The following is a 24041-nucleotide window of genomic DNA, read 5'->3' on the forward strand; positions in this document are numbered from 1 at the left end:
CCACTCCTCTTATCATTTTGTAATGTTTATCTTTTAATAACCTAATTACATTTTACCATACATTCCCTTTCCTTTCGAACAATCGGCTTATATGTAACAAAGTTTTAACACCTTTAATACTTCCCTAATATCATTTAATTCATGTATTTTTTCAAACACTTCATACGTCTAATTGTCCAAGCTCATACATATGCATAATAGTACATCAAGCTCATCATAGTAGAAAGAGGGATAACATGGACAATCAACAATGGCAAGTAGCAAAGAAAGTAGCTGCTACTTATATCGGAACTGTCGTTGGAGCTGGATTTGCTACTGGACGAGAAATTGTTGAATTTTTCACAGTGAATGGATTATATGGGACAATTGGCATATGTGTAAGTGGATTTTTTTTTATTTGGCTCGGCACAAAGATGATGTTACTTTCATCGCAAATTGGGGCATTTTCAGCGCAAGAATTTAACAAATATTTATTTGGGGATGTATTTGGGAATGTTGTAAACACATTATTATTACTCGTTTTATTCGGCGTAACGAGCGTTATGTTATCAGGGGCTGGTGCAGTATTTGAAGAGCAACTTCGCTTACCAAGACAACTCGGTATTCTCATTACAGTTATCGCTTGTCTCATTATAAGTAGCCGCGGATTACAAGGTGTTTTTGAAGTAAATACACTTGTCGTACCTATTATGATGATTTTTATTATCGGACTTGCTATTACAACCTTTTTTCACGGTACACCTTCCATTAATAACACTATTCCTGCAGAGAGTTGGAATATGAAATGGATTACTAGCCCTATTACATATGTCGCCTTAAATCTTTCTCTCGCCCAAAGTGTTCTCGTCCCATTAGCCAGTGAAGTTAAGGATCGAAAAGCCATTTTTTGGGGTGGGATTTTAGGGGGTGCTGGACTTTCTTTAATTTTATTATGCAGCCATTTAGCAATCTTATCAGTCGATCAATTTTATCAATATAACATCCCAATGGCTGAAGTCATAAGAAGATTTAATGCAACTTTTCACTTCTTCTTCGTTCTCATTATTTTCGGTGAAGTTTTCACAACTTTAGTTGGTAATGTGTTCGGAATGACAAAACAGATGCAATCTATTACTGGGTGGAAAAATAACAATATTATTTTCTTTATTTTACTAATTAGTTATTGCTTTAGTTACATCGGTTACAGTGACTTACTTCACATTCTATATCCTATCATCGGATGGGTAAGTATTGTTATACTTCCAATCATTGCATTTAAACAACTTCAAAAAACATAAAAAAGCATCCATGTTATTGGATGCTTTTTTATGTTCATTCACAATCATCACATACTTCCCAGTACGGCCCCATTTCTAATGCTAAATATGGCTTTAATTGCAACCGAATCATTCGACTAGGCATGCGCTCTAAAACAAATTGAATACCCTCTTCATCTTCGTCTAATTCAACTTTTGAAATCGCAATTCTTTGCATAGTCGTAATGGGAATTCCATCTTTATATAAAGTGATTTTCACCTCATCGTATTCATTAAAATACAATTCGACACTCATTTGATTTTTCAGAATTTCATCAACAATTTTATATGTATCATTTTGTTCTTGGATTATATATTTCCATCCGCCTCTATCTTCTTTCGGAGCTGTTTGAAATAATGTCTCCAAATCCTCGTATAGCATAAGATAACCCCTCTCTTACTAAAAACGATGAGTATTTTATATACCCTTTATCTCTATCACTATCCATAGCTATTGTACCATATATCACCGTTCTTACCGTATTCATTTGCTTCATACATACTTATAAAACAACTAATTCTATCTCCATTATTATGTATATTACCTCATTACTCCATACTCTCTTACAAGTTCAAATAACATCAGACTTTAATCAATGCAAATATTCTCTACTGTCCGCTTTTATTAGCTTACAGCATTCACACTTTTACATATAGTAAGACTAACACAAATAAAAAAGGAGAGTGACTTATACCACTCCCCTTAAAAGAACTTCCCTATAGCTGCTAAAACTAATACGATTATTAAAATTGCGAATAATAATGAGACAATGAAACTAAAAATAGGTAACGCTTTCTTTTCATTCTTCTTAAATAGTAACTTTAAACTAAGAAAAATATTTACTGGTACAAGTATAAAATAAAAATATTTAACAATTTGCACCGAGCTATTCGAAAGTGTTTTTAATATAAACACTTCAATTAGAAAAACAATAAAAAATGAAATACTTAGCCAAAATGAAACGTAACTAAGCCAAGAATGTCTTTTTGTCCCCCAGTACACTCCCATAATACTCTCCTTTTATTTGTATTCTATAGGTTAACAATTATACACAAAGCTAACAAATACCTCTATTTTTCGACAAATATTATGCAAAATACCATTTTAAACGTCATAAGAGGACTCTACATCCCACATTTAAATTTACATAATAAAACAGACTCTCCCAATACATACTTCTATTTTAGGGACAGCCTGTTCTCTGTTAAACTTTAAATCTGTCAATTAGTCCTTGTAACTCTTCAGCCATTTGAGATAACGTGCCCGCTGCGGATCCAATTTCCTCCATCGAAGCTAGCTGTTCTTCAGCTGAAGCCGCAACATTTTGTGTGCTTGTTGCATTATTTTGTGCTGTCATTGCAATTTGTCCTACCGAAATAGATACTTCATTTGCCCCTTTTGACATTCCATTAGCCGTTTCAACCATCGTCTTAATTTGATTAGCTATTTCATTTGTAGATTGTAAAATTTCAGCAAAGTTTTGCTTCGTTTCATTTGCGATAACAAGTCCAGATTGAACTTCCTCATTTACATGATTCATAGATTTGACTGTCTTACCCATATCATCTTGTATTTCACATATTAATTTACTAATTTCACTAGAAGATACGCTAGACTGCTCTGCCAATTTACGTACTTCATCTGCAACAATCGCAAAACCTCTTCCATGCTCACCGGCTCTTGCAGCTTCAATCGCCGCATTTAGAGCTAGAAGGTTTGTTTGATCTGCAATATTTTGAATTACTTCTAAAATATCACCAATTTGTTTTGATTTATTATTTAGTAATTGTATAACTGCATCTGATTGTGACACAGATTCTGCAATAGACTGCATCTGGTTTACTGTTCTTCCTACTAGTTTCCCACCATCTTCTGCTTTTTCACGAGTATGTGCGGAAGCCGTATTAATAGATGATGAACTATTTGCTACATGCTGAATTCCTTCCGTTACATCAAATAGCAACATAGCACCATTTTCTACGCTTGTTGTTTGCGTCGTTGCCCCACTTGATATTTCATCCATTGCGATTGTGATTTGCTCAGTCGCTTCACTTGCTTGCCTTACACTTGCAGTTAGCTCTTCTGATGCCGCTGCAACATGCCCAGCTGAATCGTTAATTCTTCCGATTAACGTCCGTAACGAATTCGTCATCTCATTAAAGCCTTTAGCAAGTTGGCCGATTTCATCATTAGAATGAATTTCAATTGTTTGCGTTAAATCCCCTTCACTTATTTCTTTAGAGGTAACAACTAATCTCTTTAAAGGCTTCGTAATTGAAAGTGTTACAAAATAAATAAGTGCTCCACCTATTACTAATGAGATAAGCATAACAATTAACATATTATAAAATACAGGTTGAGCAGCTTCAATTACTTCACTTGAGTACATAGTCCCACCAATTTTCCAACCTGTTTTTACATTTGTAGCAAATACCATATTCTTTTCATTACCGCCATAAGAATATGAAAAAGCACCGTGATTATCTTCATAAATTTTCTTTGCCCAAGAATCAGCCGCTTTTTCTCCTGATTTTTCTTGTGGATGAGCAATTATTTTTTGCTTTCCATCTAAAATGAAGGCATATCCTTTTTTACCAATATTAATTAACTTTGATGTTTTTAATAAATTATCTAAACTTAAATCTAGCGCAACAACCCCATTTTTATCTTCTGTTTGTTTTGCGATTGTTACGACAATATGTCCATTTCCTTTTGCCTTATACGGCTCAGTAACAACAATACCACCTTGTTTTGCCACTGCATCTTTATACCAAGGTCGTGCTGTTGGATCATAATCTGCTGCCATTTGTATATTTGGTTCTTGCACAAATTTTTTATCATTTCCGGCAACATATACTTGTTCAACATCTTTATTTAAATTTATATATTGAGATAATATTTTTCTTAATTCATCCTGATTATCTCCTTGATACATATTCCCCTGAATCACCCGTGCAAAATTATTCACATCATTAAATTTTGCATCAATCATTTGATTGATTAAATTATCCAGTATTTTTATATTGTCGTTGGCACTACTCTTAATTTGTGATTCAAAATTCTTTTTGGCTGTTTGATAAGACATGCCTCCGATAATAGACACAGCCGCAATTAAAATTACAAAGAATGAAATTAATAGCTTTTTTGCTACTTTCATATCACGAAACAAATTTAATAGTTTACCCATTATGAACCTCCTAATTTTCAAATTTAAAAGTTAAATTGAGTTAATTATTAATATTTCCCAATCCCTAATTATTATTTTCATAACCTATTATGATGAATACTTTGTAAAGTTTAAACAATTAATTTCTCTTTGTCTATATATATAAATAATATTATTATAAAATTTACAAATAGAAAAAACCAAAGGGCACCCTTTGGTTTTTACATTTTTTTATGTTGTTTAGAAAGCTTTTTCCACTTATCACGCTCTGCTCTGGCAAGGATTGCATCTTGTTTTCTCATAAAATACGCCAGTTCTCTTTGTAATTTTTTATAGCTTTTCAAACGATCTATCGTAATAAGTCCGTTATCAATTGCACTATGCACCGCGCATCCTGGTTCATTCTCATGCTTACAATCACGAAAACGGCATGTTGTCGCGAGTTTTTCAATATCAGAGAATGTTGTTTGAATCGCTTCGCTTCCTTCCCAAAGTTGCAATTCCCTCATGCCGGGAGTATCAATAACTAAACTACCACTCGGTAATCGGAACAATTCACGATGAGTTGTCGTATGTCTTCCTTTACTATCTTCCTCACGAATATCTCCCGTTTTTGCTACTTCAATTCCTATAAGTGCATTTAACAAAGTGGATTTCCCAACACCGGATGATCCGACTAAAGCAATTGTTTTCCCTGAAGAAACAAATTGCTGCAACGATTCAATACCAGTATGCTCTAAACTATCAACGACGAAGATTGGAACACCAATTGCCACAGCTTCCGTTTCAACAATTTTCTGTTCCATGTCCTCACATAAACTACTCTTTGTTAAAACAATTACAGGCATTGCACCGCTTTCATACGCTAAAAGTAAATAACGTTCCATTCTTCTTACATTAAAATCATGGTTAAGTGCATTCACTAAAAATAGATAATCTACATTCGCTGCTATTACTTGTTCTTCCGTTCGAGTACCAGCCTCTTGTCTAGAAAAAGAGCTTCTTCTCGGAAAAATACTATGAATGATAGCTTTCTTTTCATTCTCTATTTTCTTTATATACACCCAATCACCAACAGCTGGATAATCTCCCTTCGTTACTGCTTCATGCCGAAACTTCCCAGACAGTTCTGCCATATATTCACCATCGTTACAAATAATGCGATATATATGCTTATGCTCAAGTAAAATACGACCTACTTCAAATTTCTCTACAGCTTGTTCCTCAAAAAAAGAATCCCAGCCATACGATTCTAAAATATTTTGATTCAAATTGATATCCTCCCTAGTTTTAGCTAAGTGGAAGGATAGTGCGCTCACTTATATCGTTTCGCCCTTTCCATCCACCTTTGTATTTGGTTTATTATTCATATAAGTTATTTTCGCCATAACACATCACCCCGTTCTTATTTTAATTACTCTCATTATATGGAATTCTCCTATAAAAAGCTACATCATTTAACGTAATTTTCAAATAACTTGTTTTTGAGCATTCTAATTTGTCCTCGGTGACTAATTTCATCTTCTAGCACATGAAACCAAAGATAGTGCTGGTTATATACTACACCGTTAGGCCACTTTCTTTCTGACATGAGCCACTTATCACCTTGTTCACTTAAATACTTCAGAGATTCTTCTCGAACACTTTGTAGAAGTTGTACATAATACTGTATTTCATGACCACGGATCGCTCTATCCGCTTCCCCTAAATACAGTGCATCTTCCCATATTTCTAATTCTTCTTTTGTAAAGTCACGATCTTGAAATGAAATAAGCTGATGAACTTTTTCAATAGCTGCTATATGTTTTAATAAGGCACCAATTGAATTCCCGCTACTCTGCATAATTAAATCTAATTGCTCAACTGATAAATTTCTTACTTCGCCTAATGTTACAGCTCTCGTATGCTCAAGCATGCTTACTAATTCCCCTATTTTTTTTGTATAACCATCTACACTTCTTATTCGATAATCTATATTCATATCACGCACCCCTTTCTGCATTCATATTATTGTAAAAATGATTCATATAATAGACTGAAATATATCTGAATTTTCCGTTATAATTAAATTGAATACAAAATATACCCAAACAAACTTTCTCAATATGCTTATATGAAATATTAAAAGGAATCAATATAAAATAATCGAATCTTATTCACTAAAAGGAGTGGATTCGATGGAAATGTATCATTGGCTAACCGCTGTTCTCGTTGGTGGCATTACTGGCTTCGTTTCCCATCTAATCAATAACCAAGGTAAGTTATTGCTTCCACGCCGTTTGAAAACATTTTTTCATTTTGGATTTTTAACTGATATTTTTACGGGTAGCCTAGCCGCACTTCTCGGACTCGTTTTATTCGATGTCACCGCAATAAAAGAAATTATAAAAGTATCCATTGTAACTGCTATTTCCGGTCAAACTTTCTTACTACATCAAGCTCTTGGTGGCGAACAGGCTAAAAATACGCAAATTGGGAAAGCTGATGAGAAGATTCAAGAAATTGACAAATTATTGCGACGTTAGTGTATACTTTCTTTTAAAATTATTGTTATAATGAGAAATAAATATTTTCTATTGCGTCGTTTGTCAGGAGAAAGGGTGTTTCGTATGACAAAAAAGAAAATAGAAGATTTCTTAACAAACTCCGAAAAAGAGGAACTGCTAGAAAACTATAAATGTTTACGAGAAGCCCGCACAAAAAGCGAAGCTAACTATTTTGGTGAAGCAGTGAACCATCTATTAAATAAAGCAAAACAACGAATTATTAAAGATGCAGGTATACATGATGAAAATGCAGCAACTGTTCAATCAAAAAGAAAAGCACTGTTTTAGTTACATTAGCTAAAACAGTGCTTTTTGTTACAATATTTTTCACATTACTTTCACATCTATTTCACAAATATAAGTACTTCTATATGTTAAACTAGGTATATCCTTTTCCGAGGAGCTATATGCCGATATATAAATCCCTATCACCATAGGGATTTTTTATTTTTCCATAATTTTATTACAATTCTTTTTCAATAATATAGCTGAACAACGAATTATTAAAGATGCAGGTATACATAATGAAAATGCAGCAACTATGCAATCAAAAAGAAAAGTACCTTTTAGACTTAACCAAAAAAGTGCTTTTTGATTTACTAAAACTTTATGATGCAATTCCTTTTTCATTATCTTTATTAATGTTTTCACTTTTTCTAAACAGAAATAAAGCTAAAACATATAATAACGCAGTAAAGCTACCTACTAATATAAAATTATGAGATGTTGCAAATAACATTCCTGCTATTGCCGCACCAATCATTTGGCCAATATACATCGAGGCATTTGCAAGAGCAGCACCTGTTCCTCTTGCTATAGTAGACATGTTTTGTAAGTGTCCCATCATTAATACAAACAAAATTCCTGTCACAAAAAATAAAACAAAGAAAAATAATTCAACAAATATAATACTCTTTAAATAAGGGAGTATTACATATAACACTGCTGTAAATACAATTCCACCATAGAAAGAAAAATTGTAACCAATTTTATTTACGAGTCTAGGGCCCAAAATATTACCAGCTAAATTTCCTAATCCTAGTACAAGCATAGCCGTACCTACTTCATGAACCTGTAACCCAAATTGAACGAAAAGCCATACACCAAAGAATGAAAATGCAGCAAAATTTCCGGTTTGAAAAATAAAGTAGGCAAAATAGGAAAGTGAAACCTTTGAATCTGTAAGTAATTGTTTATAACGCTTTAAGATAGATTTTTTATTTCCACTTATATAAACCGGTTGTATTTCTGGTAATACAACATAAATAAGAATGACAAGTAGTGCTGATAATATACCAATGAAGTAGAATGGCATCGTATAATGTATCGTTGCTAAATAAGCTCCCATTGGCAGCCCTAAAATTTGAGAGATTGATAACCCTGCTGTTGCAACCCCAATTGCTTTCACAATTTGCTTTTTCTCTATAAGGAGCGGAATGGATGCCCACACTTGTGGAGATACAAAAGCTGCACTTACACCTGCTAAAAATCTAAATGTTAGCATCCATAAAAAACTCGGTGCAATTCCACACAAAAACGTACTTATTGCAAAAAAACTCATACCTAGTACCATCACTTTTTTTCTGTTTAATCCATCTGATATAGGACCAGCAATAAGCGCAAATCCAGCATACCCTAAAGCATACGAACTCACCATCCATCCTGACAACTCGGTTGAAACATGATACACCTGTTGTAATGTCGGCAACAGTGGTGAAATTAAGAAAGTATCTGTACCGATCATAAACATTATCGTGAAAAATACAGCTAGTACTCTATTCATTTAGACCTTCTCCTTATATAAACAGAGGGTACTATCCCTCTGTTTCACTAATCTTCTAAAATAGATTGGATTTCTTTCATGACTCTTTTATTCAATGAAACGTCTACCGCTTTCACACTTTCTCTTATTTGCTCTGCCCGCTTTCCACCAGGTATAACTGTATCAATTCCTTCTTTATTTAATAACCATGCTAACGCTAAATGAGACACTTCAATATCATTTTCTTTAGCTAGCCCTTTTAACTTTTCCACTTTCTTAAAATTACTCTTATATGTATTTTCTTCAAATAGATTTACATTTTGGCGCCAATCGACTTCGTTCAATTTAAAATCTTCTGTATATTTTCCGCCTAATATTCCAAAAGCAAGAGGCCCATATGGAATAAATGAAATACCCGCTTCTATACAATACGGCAACAGTTCTTCCTCAGCCGTACGTTCTAACATATTGTACGGAGATTGTACAACATCTATATGACCATGTTGGTTCGCTTCTTTTAATTGTTCTATGTTTACGTTCGATATTCCAATTGAACGAATTTTCCCTTCTTCTTTTAAACGAGTAAGCTCTCCGATTGAATCTATGTAACTTGTTTCAGAATTTGTAAAATGCAAATAATATAAATCAATATAATCAGTCTGTAACCTTCTTAAGCTATTCTCCACAGCATTTCTTAAATAACTTGGTTCATTGTTAATATAAGTTTCTCCATTTAATAACGGTTGAATTCCACCTTTTGTAGCAAGTATAAGCTTATGGCGTTTTCCCTTTAATACTTCTCCTACCATTTCCTCAGATCTACCGACACCATATGAATCTGCTGTATCAAAAAATGTAATCCCTTGCTGAATAGCTTCTTCTACTAATTGCTTTCCTTCTTCTTCATTCACATCAGCATATAAATTATGTCCCCCTACTGCATTTGTACCTAAACCCAACTTTGAAATATTTAATCCTGCCTTTTGCAATTTTGTATACTTCATTTCTTCTCCCCCTATATTTCTATTGTTCGAATATATTCGAACAATAGAAATATACCACTTTATATGTTATAGTGCAAATATCTCAACTTATACAAGCAGGTGAAATATGCGTACACTCTATCATCCAAATCGAGAAGAAATTCAATTTTCTTCTGTCTTATATGCACTTAGCGATCAAATTCGTTTACAAATTGTAAATATGTTACTAGAGAAAAACGAACAATCTTGTGGAGCTTTAAACATTCCTATTGCGAAATCAACTTTATCTCACCATTTCAAAGTTTTACGTGAGTCAGGTGTTATGTACACGCGCCTTGAAGGAACACAACGTTTCATTTCAATTCGTGAAGAAGATTTAAATGCTAGATTCCCAGGTTTGTTACAAGTTGTATTACATGCGACAGAGCCATATTAAAAAACATCTCATATGAATATGAGATGTTTTTTAATATGGCTATTCTTTTAATAAATCTATTAATCCATTTCCTTCAGATGTACGTTCGTACCCTAAAGGTACAGTTCTTTTAATGAGTTGTGCATATATTTCCGGCTCCGATAACTTTCGACCATATTCTTTCTCACACTGTTTAATGAGCAAGGCGAGCGCTCCAGCAACATGCGGCGTCGCCATGGAAGTTCCACTTAACACAGCATATTTCCCATCTGGATACGTAGATAATATTTCATCACCTGGCGCTACTAGATCAATTTCTTGATTTGAATTACTAAAACATGTAATCTTCCGCTCTAAATTAACAGCACCAACTTCAATTACCTCAGAATAAGCACCTGGGAAATCTAATTCCTCTGTTTCATCATCGCAATCTCCATTATTTCCAGCAGCACATACAACGAGAACATCCTGATTTACCGCATTTTGAATTGCTTCATGTAATTCTGGAACATCTTGCGGACCACCAAGTGACATTGAAATAATTCTCACTTTCTCTTGATTCGGCCCTCTCCAATTTACAGCATAATGAATTGCCTCAATAATTTGCTCATAACTTCCAGAACCATCTCCCGCTAAAACTTTTAATACTAACATTTTAGCAAGTGGTGCAACTCCCAATACACCGACACCATTTTCAGTCGCAGCAATCGTGCCCGCTACATGAGTACCATGTCCGTTATTATCAAGATACACATTTGGATCAGCTTCATAATCTTTTGTGAAATTTCTTCCGCCGATAATACGATCCTTTAAATCTATATGATTGGTATCACACCCTGTATCTAATACGGCAACGACTACATCTTGCCCCTTCACACTCTTTTCCCATACTTGTGGAGCGTGAATCAGTTGTACACCTGGTGGAATTTCATTTACTTGCTCTACCACCTTATTTACGGTAAACGGAATCAATTGTATACCTTTTTGCTTATTCACTGTACTACTCATCGTAATCCCTCCTGAAAATGTATTATTTTCATTTCAGACCACTTTTGAATACTTGTAAATGTAACATTCGTTTTATTCTTTTTGTTTTCCTTCTTTTCAAATATTTCTCAACATCATTAACTAACTCTATACTACTTTTTTATTTCCCCTATGATTTGTAGGAAGTAACAGCCCGTGTCGTTCAACTAATAACCAAAATAAGAGGACCAATTAATGGTCCTCTTACAGTCTTTTAAAAAAATGATATGTAATTTGAAAAATAATATAAATTAAGACTAAACCTCACTCTTGTTTAAAAACTTTTCTATTTCTTTTACTAAATATTCCGCTCCCTCTATCCCAACAGTAATATTTCCATTTGCTAATGATATGTTCTGTTCTGAAACATCACCTGTGATTTGGCAAGCATTGTAAGGTTGATATTTTTGCAAAATGATTTTATCTGCTTCTACAAAAATTTCAAGCGGTGATTTGATTTGTATTCCCAATACATCGCGTAATTCTTTAGGGATAACAATTCGTCCTAATTCGTCTACTTTTCGAATAACTCCTGTTGCTTTCATAGTTCTCCCCCCTTACTCTCTATTAATTTTTCCACCTCGCTTTTTCCATTTTATCACTTTTTGACAATACTTGCCTCTTTTTAGAAAATTTTGTACTCGAGTTAAAAAAACACATTTAATGCATACGTAATCTCTCTTTCAATTGTTTTACATAACGGGATCTTATAAGTAAGAAGTATACAACTTGAATACCTATGAAAATACTTAATACAACTGTATTTTCTTTAAACAATGAGTACTCAAACATTTGCCCTAACGCCGTTAAGGCTACTGCCCCATGTAATGTTGCAACACCAATTGGAACGAAGAATAAAAGCGCCAATCGAATTGTAACTACCTTCGATAATTCCCCACTCGTCAATCCAACTTTTCGAATCATTTCGAACAAGCGAACATCATCCTCCAAATCGGAGAATAAACGGAAGTAAAGGAAACTTCCTGCGCAAACGAAAAATACTATACCAATAAAGAAACCTACAAATAAAATCGGTCCTGCAATTTGTAAACTTTGGTTTTGTTCGTACTCTTCCGCACTAAACGTTGAATGTTCTTGATGCGGTTTAATTTGATGCGTAAGCTCTTTACCAATTTCAATCTCATCTTTCATTCTTTCAGTTTTATACATATAATCTTTTGTCTCTATAAATCCATCTTGTAATGAATCATATTGATTATTAGAGATTACATAAACATTTCCTCTTAATATTTTCCCCAATGAAGATGAAGTAACTTTTTTCACCTTTAAATGTTCATTCATATTGGGTAAAGTAATTTCTTTTCTTTCTTTCATCGCCGGCCCTGGTATATTAGCTGACAAAAATACAACCTCTTTATTTGCTACAGTATTAAATGGTTCTCCTGTTAACTTTGCATATTCCTTATAGTCTGATTCTTTTATAAAAGTGGCGCTTCTTAACGACTGTTCCTCCGTTTTCTTTGTCGAAATATTAGTTTTTGAAGCTGCTATATTATGTTTCTTTAATCCTTTGTCAATCATTTGTATATGTTGTGATTCGTTACTATTCCCTTGCTTAGAATGGTAATGAAACGCAATTGGTCTCTCCATTATCCCTTTCGTCATGGATGCGAAGCCAACTAATGTCCCTATTGCTGAAAATGCTACAGTAGAAATAATGGTTACAATAAAGAACATTCTTGCGTTATCTCTCATGCGATACGCTAAATCTGATAACGTAATAATATTAGTCTGTGTCCAATAGAAACGTTTACTTTTTTTACATAATCGAATAATAAAGACACTCAGCTGCTTGTACAACAAATACGTCCCAATAGTAACTACCGTTGTAACAGGAATCATCATAATAAATACCATTGCGCCATGCGATAGAAGAGCTCCTATATAGCCAGCACTAAGCAACACTACTGCTAATATTAAAGAAATGATTGATGCTTTCGGTTCCGGTTTTGCCTCTGCTGATCCTCTAAACAACTTCATAATTTTATTTTTACGAATCATTCCTGCACTAAACAATGATATGATCATAAATAATATGAAAAACATAATACTCGTTACAACAATTGCTTTCATCGGTATGTAATAGGATAAGGAGATATCTAGTTTTAATATCATCGGGGCGGCAAATATTAATACCCCTGAAAATAACATACCTGAAAGAATACCAAAAATAATTGCCCCTATTCCAATCATAATATTTTCAAAAAAGATAAGACGCTTTAATTGATATTTCGTCATACCTAGCATCATTAAAATTCCTAGCTCACGCTTTCTCGTTTTTAAAAACATTCCCATCGAATATAAAATAAAGAAGAATGTAAATAAGTAAATAATAGACTGTGCAAAAGACATACTTACGAATACGTACTGCCCCAATTCTCCTGCACTTAATGCCGGATGAAACGCAAAAAATGAATACACAAAAAAGGCCATAATTGCAAATGCACTACTTAAAAAATAGGCTGAGTATGTCCGTCTATTTCGCGTTACATTCCGATATGCGAGTTCTCTAATGTTCATATTACTTCTCCGCCCTTCTTTCTACTAACTATGTTTTTATATTAGTAAAGTACGGAAATACCTTCCATCGATTCAAATGACAAAAACCTTACATTTTTGAAAGGTTTAAAAAAATTGATTATGCGTAGTACTTTATTTATAATGACTACATTCATATTCATACACACATCCTATTGTATATTCGTTAGTTTTGCGAAATAATAAAGGATAGAAGTATGTACCAATATAATACATAATTTTTTTTACCGCTTTAATATGAATAGGAGGAAAATATAATGACATTACAAGAACAGATTATGAAAGCATTACATGTTCAGCCTGTAATTGATCCAAAAGTTGAAATTCGTAAACGAGTTGATTTCTTAAAAGATTATGTAAAAAAAACAGGTGCAAAAGGATTTGTACTTGGGATTAGCGGCGGCCAAGACTCTACATTAGCAGGACGCTTAGCACAACTTGCAGTTGAAGAAATTCGTAACGAAGGTGGTAACGCAACGTTTATCGCTGTACGTCTTCCTTATAAAGTACAAAAGGATGAAGATGACGCACAATTAGCGTTACAATTTATTCAAGCTGATCAATCAACTGCATTTGATATCGCTTCAACCGTTGATGCTTTTTCAAATCAATACGAGAACTTATTAGGTGAATCATTAACTGATTTCAATAAAGGTAACGTGAAAGCTCGTATCCGTATGGTTACACAATATGCAATTGGTGGACAAAAAGGGCTACTTGTTATCGGAACAGATCACGCTGCAGAAGCTGTAACAGGGTTCTTTACAAAATTCGGAGATGGTGGTGCAGATTTATTACCATTAACGGGATTAACGAAGCGCCAGGGACGTGCATTATTACAAGAGTTAGGTACAGACGAGCGACTGTACTTAAAAATGCCAACAGCTGATTTATTAGATGAAAAACCGGGTCAAGCTGATGAAACAGAGTTAGGTATTACTTATGATCAATTAGATGATTATTTAGAAGGTAAAGCAGTTCCAGCTGACGTTGCAGAGAAAATTGAAAAACGTTACACAGTAAGTGAGCATAAAAGACAAGTACCAGCGTCAATGTTTGATGATTGGTGGAAATAGAACATAAAAAAGAAGCTAATCTTTTAGCTTCTTTTTATATGTTAGCGATATACCCCTACTCTTTTCTCCAATAAATCTTGCAAGCAATCTTCATGTTGTTTACAAAATAACGGTGGCATGTCGTCTAACGGGAAAAACTTCAAATCTAACGTTTCATCACCATCTACTTTTTTGTCGCCTCCAACTATTGAGCATGAAAAACACATCACAATTGACTGTGCCTTATCTCCATTTGGATATGATTGAAAATATTTTGTATACACTCCAATAAGCTCATTTATTTCTACATCATACCCGGTTTCTTCTTTTATTTCTCGAATCGCAGTTTCCGCAGCCGATTCTCCTATCTCCATTGCGCCACCTGGAAATCCCCAAGCGTTAAAGTCTCCTCTTTTTTGCAATAATACTTCTCCCTCTTTATTAAATACACAACCACCGGCAAAATTTAAGAAAACATAATCATGCCCTACTTTTTCACGTAATTCTTTTATATAGTTGGCCATTCTCTTTCCCCTTTTCATACTTCTATCGCTATTTCTTATCTTTTTCAAGCAACTCAATAATTCGATCTAGCTTCTGGTTCATATTAATTACATTGTGTTTCTTTGCAGCGCTTCTTTGTAATACTCTTCTAATAAACAAAGTAAATGATATGAAAAACAAAACGATAAGTCTGATTACTAAACAAGTATATATCAATGTAAATATATTACTTTCGAACAAGTTCATTCAGCATTCACATCTTCTCCTTTTTATTTTATCACATAATTAACAATTTTTTAAATTAAAAAACAAATATAAAAAGAGCATCTTTTACAGATGCTCTTTCTCATTACTTAATACGTAAATGTAATTGTCGCTAATGAATAACCGGCCATTGCACTATATGGTGCTACTTGATAAGACACACGCTTTGCACCTTTTGGCCAATTTATTTCATTTAATACTTTCTTTATATCTTGCATCGCTCCATCCATGGACTGCTTATATCGTACTTCTACTTTTTCTGGTTTGGCTGCAAACTGTTGCTGTAACTTTTTCTTAAATTCATTATAATTTTCTGCTCCGTATTCCGCAGATAAGTATTGTAAATTTGTTTCTTTTAACATTTGCTCATATACGACAGTTTTTGAGCTACCAGCTTTTATTTTATTTGTTAATTCACCAAAATAACTTGTAGTTGCTGCTGGATATTTACTACGATCCCAGTCGTGATCTTTACTTAACTGTTCGTCAGACATATTAAAATATGAGTAAGTTACACGCCCTGCTTTATCTGGTACTGGATCATCAAATGTAGTATCTAGGTGATACCATTTGTTTTCAATGTTTACTAAATTCCACGCGTGAGCTTGTCCGTTTCCTGTGCCTGTTACAATATGATTTTGAATACCTGCCTCTTTTAACAACTCATACGTTAATAGTGTATATCCTTGGCAAACGGCAGAACGATTCGCTAATGCTTCATATGCCGTATACGCTTGATAAGACGTATCATAAGACACATGCTTAACAACGTAATCGTGAATAGCTTTTACTTTCTCATGCTCATCCATCCCTGGTTTTACAATTGATCCAACAATTGCTTTCGCCTGAGCTTTTACATATTGAGTTTGTTCTTTTGATTCACGGTATTTTACTTGCAGTGTAAACGTATAGTCCCCTGGCATTCCTTTAATAGAATATCTAGTAGACGCTACATTATATTTTACATACTCATCAGCATCTACAATTTTATTAAACTCACCATACAATTGATCCATAATATTTCTAGCATTTCTATCTTTTGTTTTATATGTGATTGTAATATTTTCTTCTCGATTATCAATCTGTTTTTTTAATTCTTTTCTGAAATCATCTAATAACTTTACATCTGATTGTGCTGTCACTGTAGTCGGATTTGTAGCTGCATAAGATACAGATGACGCTTGTAAGCCTCCCATTACTATAGTTGAACAAAGTGCGGCAGCTGTCACATACTTACTTGTCTTTCCCATCTTGTCACTCCTTATATTCTATAACTATACGAAAAAGTATCGTATAGTTTCAGAGTATACAATACTTTTTCGTATAGGTCATATGAGATTATGCATATTAACTAATTCACATAAAAAGGTTGTTCTTTTAAAAAGAACAACCTTTTTTCATTAGCAAGTTTGTAATACGCAGCATGTATTTTCAAAACGTCGATTTTTCAAATCTTCATTACTAATGCAGAAATATAGCATTCCTAGTTCTCCCCAAACCATATTACAATTTTTATGATCTGAATCAATTTGGAATAAAAGAGTCATTTGCTGCGGGTCTACTCCCATATATTCTCCTGTCTCATATAACACTTCTTCTTGTACAGAGAATGGCTCACCAAACATTTGATGGTTATCGTAGTTATCCGGAATTAGCTCTTCAAGTAATTGCAAGAAATGATCTGAATCAGCCTCATCTTCAATGAAAAGTTCTGGTAATTTGTATGTCAGTTCAAAAGTAATTGCACACTGGTTATATTTCGCTTGTATTTGATTTTCTCTTCGTAATTGCTCTACAGGAATATCATAATAAAGTACATGCCCAGCTTCTGTTAGGTTCACATTTTCTTCAAAATAATTTTCAATGCAAAAGAAATACAGCATCCCCGTTTTAGGAAGATTGTGATCCATACCAACATTTTGTAAATCACTTAAGTTAAATTGCGCGATAAATTGTAGTGGATTTCCTTTATGCTTTGGATATTCAAATAAAGCTGGTAAATCTGGAAATCCCCCCATTTTCGAACTACCTATCGCAACAGTTTCCTGCTGCTTTGGCACAACTTTTATACAAGGAAATATAGTATTAATAAGTTCCTCTTTCAAGTGTGTTAGTTCATATTTATCAATTAATACTTCAATTTTTTTATTCATAAATTCTCCTTACATTTACATACTTATTTGTATCTTAGTACAAAGATTATACTTCATTCTTTACAAAATCAACAAGCCTCCAAAAAACGGGCTTATCCTTCGTACGCGAACAAGTTTAAATAAGCATACTATACATTGTTCCTACAAACACGATAATTCTTTAGTTCTTCCAGTACATTTTCCCCTCGTTCATTTTTAAATATAAGGAGGAATTCCACATGGGTTACGGATATAGTTGCTGTGGTTACGGATACGGTGGTGGCGGCGGTTGTGGTTACGGAGGTTTCGCTTTATTAATCGTTTTATTTATCCTTCTAATCATCATCGGAGCTAGTTGTTGGGGCGGCTTTGTAGGCTGCTAATAAACTTAAAAACTATTGCAAAAAAAGCACGTACAATACGTGCTTTTTTTGCCATTTCCAAATCTTTTATTCGAAAGGAAGTATGTTTAATGAAGATTGATGGTGTTTTTGAAGGAGGCGGTGTGCGCGGTATTGCGCATGTTGGGGCAATTTGCGCGTTAGCCGAAAAAGGTTATGAATGGGAACGTGTAGCTGGTACATCGGCTGGTTCGATTATTGCAGCGCTCCTAGCGGCAGGATATTCTTGTTCAGAGTTAAAAACGATTATAACTGATATTGATTATAATAAATTTATGAAAAGAACTTTTATTGATAGAATTCCTTTTATCGGTAAGGGACTAAGTGCATGGACTACTCTAGGTATATACTCTAATGTATTTATAGAAGAATGGATTGAAGAATTACTTCGAAAAAAAGGTGTTCATTTATTTACTGATTTACCAGATCTAAACAAACTCAAAATCATCGCCTCTGATATTAGTAATGGTAAAATGGTTGTCTTTCCTGACGACTTACCAAACTACGGATTTTTAAATTATCGCTTCTCTATTGCTAAAGCGGTAAGAATGAGTAGTACAATCCCCTTCTTCTTTGAACCCGTAAAATGGAGAACTCCAAAATGGAAGCAGCCTTGTTATATGGTTGATGGAGGAATTCTAAGTAATTATCCAATTTGGATCTTCGATTCACCTACCGCTCCTCGCTGGCCGACTTTCGGATTTCATTTTGTAAAGGATGAAATTCAAGCTGACCCTGCTCGCTATAACGAGCCTATTTCCATGTTCAAAGGACTATTTAAAACAATGATGCAAGCCCATGATTTACGTCATTTAGATAAGGAATCAAAAGCAAGAACCATTACAATTCCAACAGGAACGATTACAAGTACTAATTTTGAACTGACAAAGGAAGAAAAAGAATGGCTTTACAATTCTGGTTATAACTCTGCTAATAAATTTTTACAAGCTTGGAACTTTAGGCAATATATTGATGAATATAGAAAAGGGAATCAAGACCGAAAGACAAATCGATTTTTCCGTCAACTTGACTCATAATATTATTACTTTGCATATAAATACGAGAACGTTTAACAACCTAATAGTAAATAAGCCTAGTAATTACACTGTAAAACTAAGGGAATATAAATAATAATTTAGCCTTTAATTTCGATATCCCAAATAGAATGTTCCACATTATATAAATATTGGTACATCACTAACTATTAGTGGTGTATCTTTTTTTATTTATAAGACCCCTAAATGACCTCGATTTTCACCACGACAAGGAAAAAAAGTTATTTATTTACAACGATTGTATAGGTGTTGTAAAATCAGAACATATATTTGAAGAGGGAGGATATTAATGAAAGAGTACACAGTCAAAGAAGTTGCTAGTCTTCTAGGGAAGCACGAAGAAACAGTAAAACGATGGATTCGTGCTGGTAAATTGTCTAACTCATATAGAAACAGTGATAAAGAAGGTTGGAGAATCCTAGAAAGTGACTTATCAAGTCTCAACAAAATTATTGTTCCTGTCGGAACAACAGAGCAAAACCCCTACGAGCAAGTAAAATCTGATTTTGATGATACAGGACTGATTAAGCTTGCTTATGAAGCTGTTACCCTAGCTTCACCTACTGATGACATAATATCCATCCTTAATGTTGTAGGAATTAAACGAACACTAGAAATACTCCTTATCATGCAACAATCTCCTACAAAAGTGAAAAACCCAAATGGATTCATAAAAAAAGCCATTCGAGAAAATTGGAGTCCTGATTCTATTCTTGTGACAATACCACGAAAACAAGGCAAACATTTATACGACCTCACTCAACAAGATTACAATCCAATACATAATAATGAGAGCAAAACATATAAGCAACAAGTCCATCTTTACAATTGGTTAGAAGATTAACTTTTAAAAGTGCAAAGAAGGTGACTGTTTATGACAACTAAATACTGGTATAGTTACTGCCCCGATGGTGTTAAAAGTCGGTATGGATTACTTGTGTTTGATCATAATAATCAGCCGTTTTTACCGTTAACAAATTTTTACCATGACTGCATTGGGAAAATAGACAAAAGCTCTGCTCTATCATATTTACAATGCTTACTCCCTTTTTTTAGTTGGCTCGATACTTATGGTAACTACCAAGGAAATCATGTTCAATGGGACGAGCATCCTGAAGCTATAAAAGTGGTTGTTGAAGACTACCTTAAGAATGAAATGAATTGTAAAGTCAGTGAAAAGAATTCTTTTTGTTTTGTAAAACGTACAAGCAAAAGTCCTAACACAGTCAACCTATTTCTAACTGCTTTAAGGAGGTTTTATAAGTCTCTTACAAGGTTAAAGCAATATAACTATCCCAATCCAATGATAGATCCTAATGCTATTTTAGATGAGTACAAAACTCAAACCGAAGGTGTGAGAAAGAATAAACCACGTATGCCATCTGAAGCAGGAACGGAAGAACCTGTTCCTCACCGAAGATTAACAGATTCATATTTTAAACTTATTAATGAAGAATGGCATCCAGAAATCATTGATGATCCTTATCTTCCGCATCAAGTTTATCAAGCAGGAAAGAAAGTTAACTGGTCATTAAGGGAAATGGTGATTGCTCGTATAATTTTCGAGTCAGGGGCAAGAGTTTCAGAAGTAATTGAGTTAACCATTGGAGACTATCGTTCGCGAAAATCTTCCCAGGAGGCTAATACGTTTAGTAAAGGAAGTCATGGTCGGAGGGTGAAGTTCATTCACTTTGGTAAAGATACCGTTAAAATGCTCATGGACTATATAGATACGGAGCGCAAGCAAGTAGATTCCTTACAACGAGGTTTTAATATGTTACCAAGCACAGAATCGATATTTCTTACGAAATCAGGAAATCCATATAACTATGATGCATGGTTATACCACTGGAACAATGCGATGGACAAAAGTTACATGAAGTTAAATCCTCATAAAGCAAGGCATTGGTTTGTTACTACAAGAATGCGCGAGATCCTTAATACATCTAAAGATAAAGCGGGAGTTGAAAAAAGAAAAAAGGAACTCATTAATTATATAAAGTGGTCTCCTAAAAGCAATACGATTGAGATATACGAGCATCACTTTGATGAAGAAAACCATCGTAAAGAACATGACAAAATGCTAGAGAACATGGATAAACGAGGGCAAGAGTACATTAAACAGAAGAAGAACAGACGAAAGAAAAAACCAACACTAACAGTGCTGGAAACTACTGATGAAATTGAAATTCCGGAAGATTTACGAGACTTATTTGATTGATTGGAGTGATTCATCTGACAGTATTAACGGTTGTACCCAATTCCCCTTTTTATCAGCAACTAAAAGACAAAGTTGACGAGAAGCTCCTCCACTTACAAGATTCACGAGGAACATTTTTGTTAGATAATTTACATGAAATAAATTTAAACTATTTTGTTAGTCATGTGTTAGATAAACCTTGGAATAATCACCTTTTATTGATGGTAATGATGGTTAGTGTTGATAATAATAAAGATGTACAAACAATACTCAATTTATCAAAGGTAATTCATCCAAGGATGAAAGATTTCTTCAATGCTTTTTCTTTGAAAGATATGACGGGATTTGATGTGGAGGTACATCTATATCAATACCTAAAAGGAGATGTTTTTCCAGAGCATTCAAATAATATGAGAGTACAGATATTAAGGAATTATAGGTGGGGAGTTAGTATAACAAAGAAATGGTTAACGACCAAAAAAGACGTTGAAGAACAGGTCTATTTTGAACAATTTTTGTTGCCTATGCCATCTTTTAATTCAAGAGATTTTTCGTTTAGTAAATTAGCTATTTCTGAGCGACATAACAACCGAAAAAATGAAACAGATGCTGTTGTTCCGTTGATCTCTGAGATTCGAGCAGAAGGAAACTTCCGTATGAATCAAATCAAAAGAATGAGAGATAACTTTTTGGCAGCTTGTGAAACGGTTAAAAAGACTGGTGTAGATTTACCCTTAGAGTTTTCTTGGGATGAACCTAAACGAATTGGAGAGCGTTTTTATTTTCACTTATGGGACAAGACTTCGTTTGTGTTGCATCACCGAGAGCAGTTCCCTGAAAGCTCTATAAAGGCAGCTGAAAAGTGTTCTGGTTCATATTCAACTGAGAAAAATTATTACTTCGTAGAGTTTATCAAAGCAGAACGCATTGAAGATGACGACGTGGCAGAGGGCCCTTGGTTCATTGAACTTTTTGAAAAAGGTGTTGTTGGGAAATGGTTTCAAGGGGCTACTGATGAAGAAATACAAAAAAAGCGTCAGGTATTGTATTCGTGGGGATATGGAGAAGAAGATTTAGCTTCAAACCCTGATCCTTTTAATTCAAAACATGGAGGGATACTCACCTCTAGTACATTTGTTTCTCGTAACAAAGATAAAGTGGAAGGAGCTTTGTTCGATGTAGAACCAATATATGCCGCAACAACTTTCGGTTTGTTAGCGTTAGATATTTTTACCACAACAGGTGCCAGAATCAATGAATTATTACAACTTAACAATGATAAAGGTTGTCTCAAGGCAGTGAAGTTTAAAAATAAAACGCAATACTCTTTTTATGCTGTCCCAAAAGGACGGGATGAAGTAGAACAATTTTATATTAGCGAACAAACTGTAAGACTAATTAAAGAAGTTCAGATGATGTTAAAAGAGCATTATAAAGGTGAAGAAATTCAAAAGGTTATGTATAGGAATAATCGCAAGCACTTGTTTCCTAACCCTAAAAAATATTTTTTTCAATATAATCATAAAGCCTTTGACAATACTGGAGTTTCGGTATGTGTTCGTTTTTTAGTTCACGGGTTAAGATTTGAAACACAGGAAGGGAAACCTGTCGTTGTAAAGTCGCACTTATTACGCCACGCATTTGCCACTGAAGCCGTTCAAAGGCAAAACATATCAGTTAATGTTATAGCAAAGATTTTACACCAAAAAGACGTTAAAGTAACAGAGTATTATTCAGAGCCTACGCCAAGTCAAATAGCTCAATCTGTTAGCGACTTACATGATGTAGTTTCTGATTATGTTGACATAGATGAAGTCTATCTTAGAAGTTCTGAGAAGCTCCAAAAGGAACTAGATGAATATCAAGAAAAAGTAGGAGTATTCAATAACGTTTTGGGTGGAACTTGTGTTACAGATATGGTTTGCCCTATCAAGATGGCATGTTTAGGCTGCCAAGCAAAAATTCCAGATCCAGAAAAAAGGCATGAGTTAGTAGAGGTAATTGATTTATCAAAGGATATGGAAAAACGTTACGCTGATCTTGGGTTAACGGTAGAGGTGAAAAAAGCAAGAGCAATGAGGAGACATGCACGTAATGAGCTAAAAGAAATTGAGTCAATTGAACGGTACAGGGAGGAACAAAATTATGAGTCAAAAATTCAATTCAATAAGTGAACGTCCTTGGCTGAAAAATAATCACCTAGCTAGTAGTCAACGTGTAGTTGAATTGGGACGAAAAGTGATTGACCTTCTAGTTAAAGCGGATCGCCCTGTCACCTTCAGTTCTATATCGGAAGAGTCAAAAAAAATCGATACTAAAGGAAAAGGTATTCATGAAAATACCATTCGTACAAACAAGGAGTTGTATGACTATTATAAACAACACAGTACAACGTATAAACGAAAGCAGAACTCTAACAGAACTAGTTCAGCAAACTTTTCCAGTATCGAAGATACTGACTACCGAAAGTTAATTCATAAAAGAGACCCGGAATATCAAAAAAAGAAATACATGAAGTTAACCAAAGGAGAACTTATACAAAAACTAATCTATGCAGAACAGTATATTGTTGAAAATAATAAAAATTGGGTAACTAACCATTTCGAAAAATTTAAGTAGAAATTCCCTTTCTTCATTTTTACGAGAGACTTTTTTTCTAAAAACCCAGTGTAAGCTC

At 34.1% G+C, this 24041-nt stretch carries 25 protein-coding genes; 11 read left to right on the forward strand and 14 right to left on the reverse strand.

The features are described 5' to 3' along the window. Positions 1 to 236: 236 nt before the first annotated feature. A complete protein-coding gene (locus MR167_RS09175; protein WP_000370209.1) occupies positions 237 to 1277 on the forward strand; it encodes a YkvI family membrane protein in 1041 nt (346 codons plus the stop codon). Positions 1278 to 1311: 34 nt separating this feature from the next. Here the strand turns inward: MR167_RS09175 and MR167_RS09180 are convergent, their stop codons facing one another. From MR167_RS09180 to MR167_RS09200, 5 genes are all read right to left on the reverse strand, one after another. After that, positions 1312 to 1677 carry a DUF3979 family protein gene (locus MR167_RS09180; protein WP_000965064.1) on the reverse strand — a complete coding sequence of 122 codons (366 nt, stop codon included), beginning with the start codon at positions 1675 to 1677 and terminating at the stop codon, positions 1312 to 1314. Between the two features lie 321 nt (positions 1678 to 1998). After that, positions 1999 to 2304, reverse strand: a complete 306-nt coding sequence (locus tag MR167_RS09185; RefSeq protein WP_000539571.1) for a hypothetical protein — start codon at positions 2302 to 2304, stop codon at positions 1999 to 2001. A 196-nt stretch (positions 2305 to 2500) separates the two neighbouring features. After that, complete coding sequence (locus tag MR167_RS09190) at positions 2501 to 4483, reverse strand: HAMP domain-containing methyl-accepting chemotaxis protein (protein ID WP_242314420.1); 1983 nt, start codon at positions 4481 to 4483, stop codon at positions 2501 to 2503. 200 nt (positions 4484 to 4683) lie between these two features. Next, the gene (gene rsgA, locus MR167_RS09195; protein WP_001073084.1) at positions 4684 to 5733 is read right to left on the reverse strand and encodes a ribosome small subunit-dependent GTPase A; all 1050 of its coding nucleotides are present in this window, start codon (positions 5731 to 5733) and stop codon (positions 4684 to 4686) included. A 182-nt stretch (positions 5734 to 5915) separates the two neighbouring features. After that, entirely contained in the window at positions 5916 to 6443 is a 528-nt protein-coding gene (locus MR167_RS09200) for a DinB family protein (RefSeq protein WP_016077838.1), read from the reverse strand. A 196-nt stretch (positions 6444 to 6639) separates the two neighbouring features. On the opposite strand from MR167_RS09200, the gene MR167_RS09205 reads away from it, so the two are divergent. Next, complete coding sequence (locus MR167_RS09205) at positions 6640 to 6987, forward strand: DUF4257 domain-containing protein (protein ID WP_242314422.1); 348 nt, start codon at positions 6640 to 6642, stop codon at positions 6985 to 6987. Between the two features lie 84 nt (positions 6988 to 7071). After that, a complete protein-coding gene (locus MR167_RS09210) occupies positions 7072 to 7296 on the forward strand; it encodes a hypothetical protein (protein WP_000162602.1) in 225 nt (74 codons plus the stop codon). A 319-nt stretch (positions 7297 to 7615) separates the two neighbouring features. On the opposite strand, the gene MR167_RS09215 is transcribed toward MR167_RS09210, so the two are convergent. Both MR167_RS09215 and MR167_RS09220 read right to left on the reverse strand, forming a co-directional pair. Continuing rightward, the gene (locus tag MR167_RS09215) at positions 7616 to 8791 is read right to left on the reverse strand and encodes an MFS transporter (RefSeq protein WP_001082500.1); all 1176 of its coding nucleotides are present in this window, start codon (positions 8789 to 8791) and stop codon (positions 7616 to 7618) included. A gap of 47 nt (positions 8792 to 8838) precedes the next feature. Further along, positions 8839 to 9774, reverse strand: a complete 936-nt coding sequence (locus MR167_RS09220) for an aldo/keto reductase (protein ID WP_063675242.1) — start codon at positions 9772 to 9774, stop codon at positions 8839 to 8841. Between the two features lie 106 nt (positions 9775 to 9880). On the opposite strand from MR167_RS09220, the gene MR167_RS09225 reads away from it, so the two are divergent. Further along, complete coding sequence (locus tag MR167_RS09225) at positions 9881 to 10189, forward strand: ArsR/SmtB family transcription factor (RefSeq protein WP_001259903.1); 309 nt, start codon at positions 9881 to 9883, stop codon at positions 10187 to 10189. Between the two features lie 39 nt (positions 10190 to 10228). Here MR167_RS09225 and MR167_RS09230 read toward each other — a convergent pair whose 3' ends face one another. The 3 genes from MR167_RS09230 to MR167_RS09240 all read right to left on the reverse strand — a co-directional run bounded on the left by MR167_RS09230 (position 10229) and on the right by MR167_RS09240 (position 13735). Further along, entirely contained in the window at positions 10229 to 11176 is a 948-nt protein-coding gene (locus tag MR167_RS09230) for a serine protease (protein WP_000099758.1), read from the reverse strand. A gap of 275 nt (positions 11177 to 11451) precedes the next feature. Further along, positions 11452 to 11739 carry an AbrB/MazE/SpoVT family DNA-binding domain-containing protein gene (locus MR167_RS09235; protein WP_000648324.1) on the reverse strand — a complete coding sequence of 96 codons (288 nt, stop codon included), beginning with the start codon at positions 11737 to 11739 and terminating at the stop codon, positions 11452 to 11454. Positions 11740 to 11854: 115 nt separating this feature from the next. Then, positions 11855 to 13735 carry an ABC transporter permease gene (locus tag MR167_RS09240; protein ID WP_242314424.1) on the reverse strand — a complete coding sequence of 627 codons (1881 nt, stop codon included), beginning with the start codon at positions 13733 to 13735 and terminating at the stop codon, positions 11855 to 11857. A gap of 275 nt (positions 13736 to 14010) precedes the next feature. On the opposite strand from MR167_RS09240, the gene nadE reads away from it, so the two are divergent. Further along, complete coding sequence (nadE, locus tag MR167_RS09245) at positions 14011 to 14829, forward strand: ammonia-dependent NAD(+) synthetase (RefSeq protein ID WP_242314426.1); 819 nt, start codon at positions 14011 to 14013, stop codon at positions 14827 to 14829. A 41-nt stretch (positions 14830 to 14870) separates the two neighbouring features. Here nadE and MR167_RS09250 read toward each other — a convergent pair whose 3' ends face one another. From MR167_RS09250 to MR167_RS09265, 4 genes are all read right to left on the reverse strand, one after another. Beyond that, on the reverse strand, positions 14871 to 15332 hold the full coding sequence (locus MR167_RS09250; RefSeq protein ID WP_000024996.1) for an NUDIX hydrolase: 462 nt from the start codon (positions 15330 to 15332) through the stop codon (positions 14871 to 14873). 28 nt (positions 15333 to 15360) lie between these two features. Continuing rightward, positions 15361 to 15558: a DUF4083 domain-containing protein gene (locus MR167_RS09255; RefSeq protein WP_242314428.1), complete on the reverse strand. Its 198-nt coding sequence runs from the start codon at positions 15556 to 15558 to the stop codon at positions 15361 to 15363. A 107-nt stretch (positions 15559 to 15665) separates the two neighbouring features. Next, positions 15666 to 16826 carry a transglutaminase domain-containing protein gene (locus MR167_RS09260; RefSeq protein ID WP_000520849.1) on the reverse strand — a complete coding sequence of 387 codons (1161 nt, stop codon included), beginning with the start codon at positions 16824 to 16826 and terminating at the stop codon, positions 15666 to 15668. Positions 16827 to 16976: 150 nt separating this feature from the next. After that, entirely contained in the window at positions 16977 to 17729 is a 753-nt protein-coding gene (locus tag MR167_RS09265; RefSeq protein ID WP_001034829.1) for a YwqG family protein, read from the reverse strand. Positions 17730 to 17947: 218 nt separating this feature from the next. On the opposite strand from MR167_RS09265, the gene MR167_RS09270 reads away from it, so the two are divergent. The 6 genes from MR167_RS09270 (at position 17948) to MR167_RS09295 (ending at position 23983) form a co-directional block, all read left to right on the forward strand. Then, entirely contained in the window at positions 17948 to 18091 is a 144-nt protein-coding gene (locus tag MR167_RS09270; protein ID WP_000540420.1) for a YjcZ family sporulation protein, read from the forward strand. 89 nt (positions 18092 to 18180) lie between these two features. Further along, a complete protein-coding gene (locus tag MR167_RS09275) occupies positions 18181 to 19146 on the forward strand; it encodes a patatin-like phospholipase family protein (protein WP_000686798.1) in 966 nt (321 codons plus the stop codon). Positions 19147 to 19453: 307 nt separating this feature from the next. Then, positions 19454 to 20008 carry a helix-turn-helix domain-containing protein gene (locus MR167_RS09280; RefSeq protein WP_242314430.1) on the forward strand — a complete coding sequence of 185 codons (555 nt, stop codon included), beginning with the start codon at positions 19454 to 19456 and terminating at the stop codon, positions 20006 to 20008. A gap of 30 nt (positions 20009 to 20038) precedes the next feature. Then, positions 20039 to 21385 (forward strand): site-specific integrase, encoded by a 1347-nt coding sequence (locus MR167_RS09285; protein ID WP_242314432.1) that lies wholly within the window; start codon positions 20039 to 20041, stop codon positions 21383 to 21385. Positions 21386 to 21390: 5 nt separating this feature from the next. After that, positions 21391 to 23538: a site-specific integrase gene (locus MR167_RS09290; RefSeq protein WP_242314447.1), complete on the forward strand. Its 2148-nt coding sequence runs from the start codon at positions 21391 to 21393 to the stop codon at positions 23536 to 23538. After that, positions 23510 to 23983 carry a hypothetical protein gene (locus MR167_RS09295; RefSeq protein WP_242314434.1) on the forward strand — a complete coding sequence of 158 codons (474 nt, stop codon included), beginning with the start codon at positions 23510 to 23512 and terminating at the stop codon, positions 23981 to 23983. Before MR167_RS09290 ends, MR167_RS09295 begins: the two co-directional genes overlap by 29 nt. Positions 23984 to 24041: the final 58 nt, after the last annotated feature.

This window comes from Bacillus cereus group sp. BfR-BA-01355, from assembly GCF_022663675.1.
GTDB lineage: Bacteria > Bacillota > Bacilli > Bacillales > Bacillaceae_G > Bacillus_A > Bacillus_A thuringiensis_S.

What these genes read in the sequence shown, in the direction of transcription:
- MR167_RS09235 (WP_000648324.1), bottom strand. Translation starts at nt 11,739, where the DNA reads ATGAAAGCAACAGGAGTTATTCGAAAAGTAGACGAATTAGGACGAATT.
- MR167_RS09250 (WP_000024996.1), bottom strand. Translation starts at nt 15,332, where the DNA reads ATGGCCAACTATATAAAAGAATTACGTGAAAAAGTAGGGCATGATTAT.
- MR167_RS09185 (WP_000539571.1), bottom strand. Translation starts at nt 2,304, where the DNA reads ATGGGAGTGTACTGGGGGACAAAAAGACATTCTTGGCTTAGTTACGTT.
- MR167_RS09220 (WP_063675242.1), bottom strand. Translation starts at nt 9,774, where the DNA reads ATGAAGTATACAAAATTGCAAAAGGCAGGATTAAATATTTCAAAGTTG.
- MR167_RS09180 (WP_000965064.1), bottom strand. Translation starts at nt 1,677, where the DNA reads ATGCTATACGAGGATTTGGAGACATTATTTCAAACAGCTCCGAAAGAA.
- MR167_RS09255 (WP_242314428.1), bottom strand. Translation starts at nt 15,558, where the DNA reads ATGAACTTGTTCGAAAGTAATATATTTACATTGATATATACTTGTTTA.
- nadE (WP_242314426.1), top strand. Translation starts at nt 14,011, where the DNA reads ATGACATTACAAGAACAGATTATGAAAGCATTACATGTTCAGCCTGTA.
- MR167_RS09280 (WP_242314430.1), top strand. Translation starts at nt 19,454, where the DNA reads ATGAAAGAGTACACAGTCAAAGAAGTTGCTAGTCTTCTAGGGAAGCAC.
- MR167_RS09230 (WP_000099758.1), bottom strand. Translation starts at nt 11,176, where the DNA reads ATGAGTAGTACAGTGAATAAGCAAAAAGGTATACAATTGATTCCGTTT.
- MR167_RS09295 (WP_242314434.1), top strand. Translation starts at nt 23,510, where the DNA reads ATGAGTCAAAAATTCAATTCAATAAGTGAACGTCCTTGGCTGAAAAAT.
- MR167_RS09285 (WP_242314432.1), top strand. Translation starts at nt 20,039, where the DNA reads ATGACAACTAAATACTGGTATAGTTACTGCCCCGATGGTGTTAAAAGT.
- MR167_RS09200 (WP_016077838.1), bottom strand. Translation starts at nt 6,443, where the DNA reads ATGAATATAGATTATCGAATAAGAAGTGTAGATGGTTATACAAAAAAA.
- MR167_RS09275 (WP_000686798.1), top strand. Translation starts at nt 18,181, where the DNA reads ATGAAGATTGATGGTGTTTTTGAAGGAGGCGGTGTGCGCGGTATTGCG.
- MR167_RS09210 (WP_000162602.1), top strand. Translation starts at nt 7,072, where the DNA reads ATGACAAAAAAGAAAATAGAAGATTTCTTAACAAACTCCGAAAAAGAG.
- MR167_RS09260 (WP_000520849.1), bottom strand. Translation starts at nt 16,826, where the DNA reads ATGGGAAAGACAAGTAAGTATGTGACAGCTGCCGCACTTTGTTCAACT.
- MR167_RS09270 (WP_000540420.1), top strand. Translation starts at nt 17,948, where the DNA reads ATGGGTTACGGATATAGTTGCTGTGGTTACGGATACGGTGGTGGCGGC.
- MR167_RS09175 (WP_000370209.1), top strand. Translation starts at nt 237, where the DNA reads ATGGACAATCAACAATGGCAAGTAGCAAAGAAAGTAGCTGCTACTTAT.
- MR167_RS09240 (WP_242314424.1), bottom strand. Translation starts at nt 13,735, where the DNA reads ATGAACATTAGAGAACTCGCATATCGGAATGTAACGCGAAATAGACGG.
- MR167_RS09190 (WP_242314420.1), bottom strand. Translation starts at nt 4,483, where the DNA reads ATGGGTAAACTATTAAATTTGTTTCGTGATATGAAAGTAGCAAAAAAG.
- MR167_RS09205 (WP_242314422.1), top strand. Translation starts at nt 6,640, where the DNA reads ATGGAAATGTATCATTGGCTAACCGCTGTTCTCGTTGGTGGCATTACT.
- MR167_RS09265 (WP_001034829.1), bottom strand. Translation starts at nt 17,729, where the DNA reads ATGAATAAAAAAATTGAAGTATTAATTGATAAATATGAACTAACACAC.
- MR167_RS09225 (WP_001259903.1), top strand. Translation starts at nt 9,881, where the DNA reads ATGCGTACACTCTATCATCCAAATCGAGAAGAAATTCAATTTTCTTCT.
- MR167_RS09215 (WP_001082500.1), bottom strand. Translation starts at nt 8,791, where the DNA reads ATGAATAGAGTACTAGCTGTATTTTTCACGATAATGTTTATGATCGGT.